Source organism: Antribacter soli (assembly GCF_021568775.1).
In the GTDB taxonomy this organism is placed as follows: Bacteria; Actinomycetota; Actinomycetes; order Actinomycetales; family Cellulomonadaceae; genus Antribacter; species Antribacter soli.
In genome coordinates, this window is record NZ_JAKGSG010000052.1 from 43,845 (window position 1) to 51,789 (window position 7,945).

Annotated in this window: 6 protein-coding genes; 5 read left to right on the forward strand and 1 reads right to left on the reverse strand. The window is 75.0% G+C overall.

Features of this window, described 5'->3' with window-relative positions:
* The first annotated feature begins 60 nt into the window (after window positions 1-60).
* Complete coding sequence (gene miaA / locus L1785_RS18600) at window positions 61-1,035, forward strand: tRNA (adenosine(37)-N6)-dimethylallyltransferase MiaA (RefSeq protein WP_236090790.1); 975 nt, start codon at window positions 61-63, stop codon at window positions 1,033-1,035.
* On the forward strand, window positions 1,032-2,051 hold the full coding sequence (locus L1785_RS18605; protein WP_236090791.1) for a diaminopimelate epimerase: 1,020 nt from the start codon (window positions 1,032-1,034) through the stop codon (window positions 2,049-2,051). The genes miaA and L1785_RS18605 overlap by 4 nt, the downstream gene beginning before the upstream one ends.
* Here the strand turns inward: L1785_RS18605 and L1785_RS18610 are convergent.
* On the reverse strand, window positions 2,027-2,737 hold the full coding sequence (locus L1785_RS18610; protein WP_236090792.1) for a class I SAM-dependent methyltransferase: 711 nt from the start codon (window positions 2,735-2,737) through the stop codon (window positions 2,027-2,029). The genes L1785_RS18605 and L1785_RS18610 overlap by 25 nt on opposite strands.
* Before the next feature lie 134 nt (window positions 2,738-2,871).
* On the opposite strand from L1785_RS18610, the gene hflX reads away from it, so the two are divergent.
* From hflX to L1785_RS18625, 3 genes are all read left to right on the forward strand, one after another.
* Window positions 2,872-4,416 (forward strand): GTPase HflX, encoded by a 1,545-nt coding sequence (hflX, locus tag L1785_RS18615; protein WP_236090793.1) that lies wholly within the window; start codon window positions 2,872-2,874, stop codon window positions 4,414-4,416.
* A gap of 107 nt (window positions 4,417-4,523) precedes the next feature.
* Entirely contained in the window at window positions 4,524-6,650 is a 2,127-nt protein-coding gene (locus L1785_RS18620) for an ATP-dependent DNA helicase (protein ID WP_236090794.1), read from the forward strand.
* Window positions 6,651-6,718: 68 nt separating this feature from the next.
* Window positions 6,719-7,699, forward strand: coding sequence for an L-lactate dehydrogenase (locus tag L1785_RS18625; protein ID WP_236090795.1), 981 nt, complete (start codon window positions 6,719-6,721; stop codon window positions 7,697-7,699).
* Window positions 7,700-7,945: the final 246 nt, after the last annotated feature.

Here is a 7,945-nt window from a genome sequence, read left to right on the forward strand (position 1 = left end):
GGCTCAGCCGCTACCAGCTCGGGCTGAGCCGCGACCGGCACCGCCTGAGAGAATCCCGGGGTGATCATCGTCGCCGTCGTGGGGCCCACGGCCACCGGGAAGTCGGACCTGGCGCTCGACCTCGCCGAGGCGCTGAGCCACGCCGAGATCGTCAACGCGGACGCGTACCAGCTCTACCGCGGCATGGACGTCGGCACGGCGAAGGTGCCGGTGGGAGAGCGCCGCGGCGTCGTGCACCACCAGCTCGACGTGCTGGACCCCCTCGAGGACGCGTCGGTCGCGCGCTACCAGGAGGAGGGGCGCGCGGACCTCGACGCGATCGCAGGCCGCGAGGCGCGGGCGGTCGTCGTCGGCGGGTCCGGGCTGTACGTGCGGGCCCTGCTCGACGAGATGGACTTTCCCGGCACCGACCCCCAGGTCCGGGCGGGGCTCGAGGCTCGGGCCGAGGCCGAGGGCCGCCGCGCTCTGCACGCCGAGCTGGAGCGGCTCGATCCGGACGCGGCGGCGTCGATCGGCCCGCACAACACGCGGCGGCTGGTGCGCGCGCTGGAGGTCATCGCGATCACGGGCCGCCCGTACACGGCGAACCTGCCGCGCCAGGAGTACGTGCGCCCCGCCGTGCAGATCGGGCTCGACTGCTCGCGCGAGGTCCTCGACCAGCGGGTCGCCGGGCGGGTCGAGCGGATGTGGCGCGAGGGTCTCGTGGACGAGGTCCGGTCCCTCGCGTCGCCCGAGCAGGGCGGGACGGGTTCCGGTCTGGGGCGTACGGCCGCACGGGCCGTCGGCTACGCGGAGGTGCTCGCCTGGTTGCGGGAGGAGGCCACCCAGGAGGAGGCGCGCGAGGCCGTCACCGCGAACACGCGCCGCCTCGCCCGCAAGCAGATGGGGTGGTTCGGCCGGGACCCGCGGGTCCACTGGCTCGACGCGCAGTCGCCCACGCTGCTGCAGGACGCGCTCGAGGTCGTCCGGTCCGCCGACGCCGGCACCCTGCCGGTTCCCGGCGCGGAGCCCGTGCGGCGTAGCCTGGGGTCATGACGCAGACCGTGCCCGAGGCGCCCGCCGCACCCCCTGCCACCGGTCGCGTGCGCTTCACCAAGGGCCACGGGACGCGCAACGACTTCGTGCTCGTCGCCGACCTCGCCGGCGAGCTCGACCTCACGCCCGAGATGGTGCGCCGCCTGGCCGACCGCCGCGGCGGCATCGGCGGCGACGGCGTCATCCGCCTCGTCCCGACCGCGGCGCTCGCCCGGGCCGGGGAGACCGTGGCCGACGAGGTCCTCGCCCAGGACCCGGCCGCCATCTGGTTCATGGACTACCGCAACGCCGACGGCTCCGTCGCCGAGATGTGCGGCAACGGGGTCCGCGTCTTCACAGCCTTCGCGGAGAGCCTCGGCCTGGTCACGCTGGCGCCCGGCACCGCGAGCCCGGTGCCCGGCGCAGCGCAGGCCGCCCCGGGCGGGCGAACGACGCCGTCGGACACCTTCGCCCTCGGCACCCGCGCGGGCGTCAAGCGAGTGCGGCGCGAGCCCGACGGCTGGTACGCCGTGGACATGGGGCCCTGGTCCCTGCCCTTCGGCGACGAGGCGCGGGCGCAGGGCTTCGACGCCGCCGTGCACGTGGCCGGCTGGGAGGCGCCGCGGCCGGCGCTGAGCGTCGACCTCGGCAACCCGCACACGGTCGTCGCGCTCGCGGGGACCGAGGAGCTCGACGCGCTCGACCTGGGGCATGCCCCTGAGGTCGCGCCCGTGCCGCCGAACGGCACGAACGTCGAGCTCGTGGTCCCCCTCGGCGAGGAGCTGGGGCCCGACGGCGAGCCGGCCGGGCGCGTGCGCATGCGCGTGCACGAGCGCGGGGTGGGCGAGACGCCGTCGTGCGGCACGGGGGCGTGCGCGGCGGCGCTCGCGGTCCGAACCTGGCAGGGCGAGGGCGCGCCGGACACGTGGTTCGTCGAGGTGCCGGGCGGAGAGGTGCGCGTTCGGCTGCTTCCCGACGGGCACGTCGAGCTGGCCGGCCCGGCCGAGCTCGTCTACTCGGGCGAGGTCGCTCTCTGATCCGTCGCTCCGGGCGGCGTGCCGGGCCCCGACGCCGGCGCCCGTCCCGGCATGCTGTGTGCTCGGTGCGAGACGCGCAGGACGCGGAACCCCTTCGAGGACGTCTTGCGCTCGACCGGCAGGTCCAGCGTCTCGGTGATCCACCGCGCGAGCGAGTCGGACCCGAGGTTCTTCTGCACGACGAGCCACGCCTCGGCGTCGCCCTCCAGCTGGGGCAGCCAGCGCTCCAGCATCGTGTGGAGCACGAGCTTGCCCACGCGGATCGGGGGGTTCGACCAGATCGCCGCGAAAGTCGTGCCGGGCGGCACCATGTCCGGGGTGGCCGCCTGCACGTTCGTCAGCCCGAGGCGTGCGGCGCTGCGGCGCACCAGGTCGAGGGCTCGCTCGTTGACGTCGACCGCCCAGACCGTCGCGGCCGGCGCCTCCAGGGCCATCGTCAGCGCGAGCGGCCCCCAGCCGCAGCCGAGGTCCAGCAGGTTGCCCTCCTGCGGGGGGGCCGGCACCTCCTGGAGGAGGACGCGGGTGCCCTTGTCGACGCCCCCCGGGGAGAACACGCCCGACGCGACCTCGACCTCGACCTCTCGCCCGGCGAGCCGGACCGCGAGGGTGCGCAGCTCCTCGGCCGAGGCGGGCTTTGCCGTGAAGTAGTGCTCGGGCGCGGTGCTGTCGTGGTCAGGCTGGCTCACCTGCCAATCCTAGGTCCGCGTCCGACGGCGGACGGCTCGCGTGGTCGCGGCGAAATCACGCGGAAAGGCGTGGCCCCGGGACTGCCCGACGTGGGATCGTTGTTGTACCAAGGACATCCACCGAAGGGCATTACATGACCGACTCCCCGACGAATCCCGGCGCACCGGCAGACGAGCCGTCCGGCCACGAGCACCACGAGCGTGCTGCCCAGGCCATCGCGAACGACGTCGTCGCACGGGTGCTCGCTCGGGCGGGGACGGCGCGGGCCGACGGCGGCACCGTGCACACGGACCACGACGGCGAGCAGCTCGATCTCGAGGAGCGCACCGCGCTGCGCCGCGTCGCCGGGCTGTCGACCGAGCTCGAGGACGTCACCGAGGTCGAGTACCGGCAGCTGCGCCTCGAGCGCGTCGTGCTGGTCGGCCTCTACAGCGGTGGCGAGGCGGCCGCGCTCGACGCCGAGATCTCGCTCCGCGAGCTCGCAGCGCTCGCGGAGACAGCCGGCTCGCAGGTGCTCGACGGCCTGCTGCAACGCCGCCAGAAGCCCGACCCCGGCACGTACCTGGGGTCCGGCAAGGCCGTCGAGCTCGCTCAGCTCGTGCTGGCCACCGGCGCGGACACCGTGGTGGTCGACGGCGAGCTCGCCCCGTCCCAGCGCCGCGCGCTGGAGGACGTGGTGAAGGTCAAGGTCGTCGACCGTACGGCGCTGATCCTCGACATCTTCGCCCAGCACGCCAAGTCCCGGGAGGGCAAGGCGCAGGTCGAGCTCGCGCAGCTCGAGTACCTGCTGCCGCGCCTGCGCGGCTGGGGCGAGTCGATGTCCCGTCAGGCCGGTGGCCAGGTGGGCGGCGCCGGCGCCGGCATGGGCTCGCGCGGACCCGGTGAGACGAAGATCGAGCTGGACCGCCGCCGCATCCGTAACCGCATGGCGAAGCTGCGCCGCGAGATCGACGCTATGGGGCCGTCGCGCGAGACCAAGCGACTGTCCCGCAAGCGCAACGCGATCCCCGCGGTGGCGATCGCCGGCTACACCAACTCCGGCAAGTCGTCCCTCCTCAACGCCCTGACGGACGCGGGAGTCCTCGTGGAGAACGCCCTGTTCGCCACGCTCGACCCCACGGTGCGGCGCACGCAGACGGAGGACGGCCGCGTCTACACGCTCGCCGACACCGTCGGCTTCGTGCGCCACCTGCCGCACCAGCTCGTCGAGGCGTTCCGCTCGACACTGGAGGAGGTCGGCAGCGCCGACCTGCTGCTGCACATCGTCGACGCGGCGCACCCGGACCCGGAGAGCCAGATCGCCGCCGTGCGCGAGGTCCTGGCGGACATCCCGGGCATTCATGACGTCCCCGAGATCGTCGTGCTGAACAAGGCCGACATCGCCGACCCGGCCGTCGTGGGGCGCATCCAGCGGCGCGAGAAGCGGACCGTCGTCGTGTCCGCCCACACGGGCGAGGGGATCGCCGAGCTGCGCGAGATCGTCGCCGACGCCCTCCCGCGGCCGTCGGTCGAGATCGACCTCGTCGTGCCGTACTCGCGCGGCGACCTCGTGCACCGCGTGCACGAGTCGGGCGAGATCGACCAGGAGGAGCACGTCGCGGCGGGCACCCACCTGCGCGGGCGCGTCGACGCGGCGCTCGCGGCCGAGCTCGATCGGGTGGCGGCACAGGCCTCCTGACGCTCGGCGTGGCTGTGCCGGTGGCGCCGTCCCGCCGGGACGGGCGCCACCGGCGTACCCGCCGCAGCGGGGCGCCGGGTGTCGGTGGTCGCCCGTAGGATCGATGCGTGACCAGCCTCGACGACTCGCCCGCCGCGCGGACCTCCGACGTGCCCTCGGTCGGCGAGCTGCTCGACCTGGCCGTGGGCGAGCTGGGCGGTGGTCGCCGCGAGGGACAGGACCAGATGGCGCAGGCCGTGGCGGACGCGGTGGAGAAGGGCGAGCACCTGCTCGTCCAGGCGGGCACGGGCACCGGGAAGTCGCTCGGCTACCTCGTCCCCGCGGTGCGGCACGCGGTGACGGCGGAGAGCCGCGTCGTCGTCTCCACCGCCACCCTGGCGCTGCAGCGCCAGGTCATCACCCGTGACCTGCCGCTGGTCGCGCGCGCGGTCGCGCCGCTGCTGCCCCGGGAGCCGCGCATCGCGCTGCTGAAGGGCTGGCACAACTACCTGTGCGTGCACAAGGTAGCGGGCGGCTACCCGGCGGACGAGCCCACGCTCTTCGACCTCCCCGGCGGTGAGGACCACCCGGCGTCCGACGGCGGAGCAGGCGCCACGGGCGGCCGCGCCGCCTCCCGCGGTCGTCGCCGCGACGGCGAGACGCTCGCGGACCAGGTGCGCCGCCTGCACGAGTGGGCGTCGGAGACGGACACGGGGGACCGGGACGACCTGGTGCCGGGCGTGCCGGACCGGGCCTGGCGGCAGGTGTCGGTCACGTCGATGGAGTGCCTGGGCGGCCGGTGCCCGATGCTCGCCGAGTGCTTCCCGGAGCGCGCGCGGGCCTCCGCACGCGAGGCGGACGTCGTCGTGACGAACCACGCGATGCTCGGGATCGCGGTGTCCGGCAGCCCCGGCGTGCTGCCGGAGCACGACGTCGTGGTGGTCGACGAGGCCCACGAGCTCGTCGACCGCGTCACGGCGGCCGCCACGGTGGACCTCTCGATGGCGTCCGTGGAGCACGCGTCGCGACTCGCGCGGCGGCACGGCGGCGCCGACACGACCGCGCTCGACGCCGCGGCGCAGGGGCTGGGCACGCTGCTCGTCACCGCGCCGGCAGAACGGTTCCCGGACGGGCTGCCGGACGCTCTGCGCACGGCCGTGGGGGCGGTCCGGGATGCGGCGCGCGAGCTGCTCACCCGGCTCAAGCCCGAGCCGGCAGGACAGGGGAAGGGCGCCGGTCCGGCGTCGGGCCAGCCCGACCCCGGCCTGAAGATGGCGCAGTCCGCTGTGCTGCAGCTCTTCGAGACGGCCGACCGGATGGCCGTCGACGACACGAGCCACGACGTGCTGTGGTGCTCGCGTCCGGACGCGGCGTGGGGCGGCTTCTCCGACGGGGTGACGCGCCTGCACGCGGCGCCGCTGCATGTCGCCGGGCTGATCCGCACCCACCTGCTGAGCGAGTCGACGGGCGTGTTCACGTCCGCGACCCTGGCGCTCGGCGGCACGTTCGAGCCCGTCGCAGGCGCGCTCGGGCTCGGCCGTGCCACGCTCGGCGACGGCGAGGCGCCCGCCGAGCACCCGGCCGACAAGCCGGCGTGGACGGGGCTGGACGTCGGCAGTCCCTTCGACTACCCGCGCCAGGGCATCCTCTACATCGCGAGACACCTGCCCGCGCCGGGGCGCGAGCCGACCACGGAGGCTCAGCTCGACGAGATCGCGGAGCTCGTCACGGCCGCGGGCGGGCGGACCCTCGGGCTGTTCTCGTCGCGCCGGGCGGCGGTGGCCGCGGCGGAGGCGATGCGGGAACGGCTGGACGTGCCGATCCTCTGCCAGGGCGACGACCAGCTCCCGAGCCTCGTGCGGGAGTTCGCGGACGACCCCGCGACGTGCCTGTTCGGCACGCTGTCGCTGTGGCAGGGCGTGGACGTGCCCGGGCCGTCGTGCCAGCTCGTGATCATCGACCGGATCCCGTTCCCCCGCCCGGACGACCCCGTGAAAGCGGCGCGGGCGCGCGCCGTGGAGCAGGCCGGCGGCAACGGCTTCATGGCGGTGTCCGCGACGCACGCCGCGCTGCTCCTCGCGCAGGGTGCCGGCCGCCTGGTGCGCACCACGACGGACCGCGGCGTGGTCGCAGTGCTCGATCCGAGGCTCGCCACGGCGCGCTACGCGTCGTTCCTCACGCGGTCCATGCCGGGCTTCTGGCCTACGTCCGACGCGCAGCTCGTCCGCGCTGCGCTGGCACGACTCGACACCTAGCCTGAGGTGGCCGGGCGGCCCGCCCAGCGCGGAGCGCCCGGGCCATCGCCCGAGCCGGAGGAGGATCCGTGAACGCTGCGCTGTCCGACGCGAGGTCGGCGTCCCGCACGACGAAGCTCGCCGTGGTCGGGGCGGGGGCCGTCGGGTCCACCCTCGCCTACGCCGCCCTCGCCCGCGGGTCCGCGCGGACCATCGCGTTGCTCGACGTCAACAAGGCCAAGGTCGAGGCCGAGGTGCTCGACCTGCAGCAGGGCCTGATGTTCACGCCCCAGGCGGAGGTCATCGGCTCCGACGACGTCGCGGTGTGCGCCGACGCGGACGTGGTCGTCGTGACCGCCGGCGCGAAGCAGAAGCCCGGCCAGACGCGGCTCGACCTTGCCGAGGCGACCATCGAGCTCACCGCCAAGATCCTGCCCGGCCTCGTGGAGGTCGCGCCCGACGCGGTCTACGTGATGGTCACCAACCCGGTCGACGTGGTGACGTACGCGGCGCTCAGGATCTCCGGGCTGCCGCGCGAGCGGCTCTTCGGGTCCGGGACCGTGCTCGACTCCTCGCGCCTGCGCGTCGTGCTCGCCGAGCGGTGCGGCGTGGCGGTGGGCAACGTCCACGCCTACATCGCGGGCGAGCACGGCGACTCCGAGATCGCTCTGTGGAGCTCGGCCACGATCGCCGGCGTGCCGCTGCTCAACTGGACGCCGTTCCCGGGCGCGAAGCCGCTCGACGAGGAGTCGCGCGAGGCCGTGCACCGTGAGGTCGTCGACTCCGCATACCGGATCATCTCCGGCAAGGGCGCCACGAACTACGCCATCGGTCTCGCAGCGACGCGGATCATCGAGGCGGTGCTGCAGGACGAGCACGCTGTGATGCCGGTGTCCTCCCTGCTGGAGGACTACTACGGCATCAGCGACGTGTGCCTGTCCCTGCCGTCCCTGGTGGACCGCCGCGGGGTCACGCAGAACGTGCCCGTCCCGCTGTCGGACCAGGAGCTGGCCGGTCTGCGCGCGTCGGCGGAGAGCGTGCGGGCGGTCCAGAAGCGCTTCGGGCTCTGACGAGGGAAGCGCCGAGATCGTGGGGGGGGGGGGGGGGGGGGGGGGGGGGGGGGGGGGGGGGGGGGGGGGGGGGGGGGGGGGGCCCCCGCCGGGGGCGGGGGGGGGGGGGGGGCGCGGGGGGGGGGGGGGGGGGGGGGGCCCCCCCCCCCCCCTCCCGGGGGGCCCCCCCCCGCGACTCCGAGATCGCTCTGTGGAGCTCGGCCACGATCGCCGGCGTGCCGCTGCTCAACTGGACGCCGTTCCCGG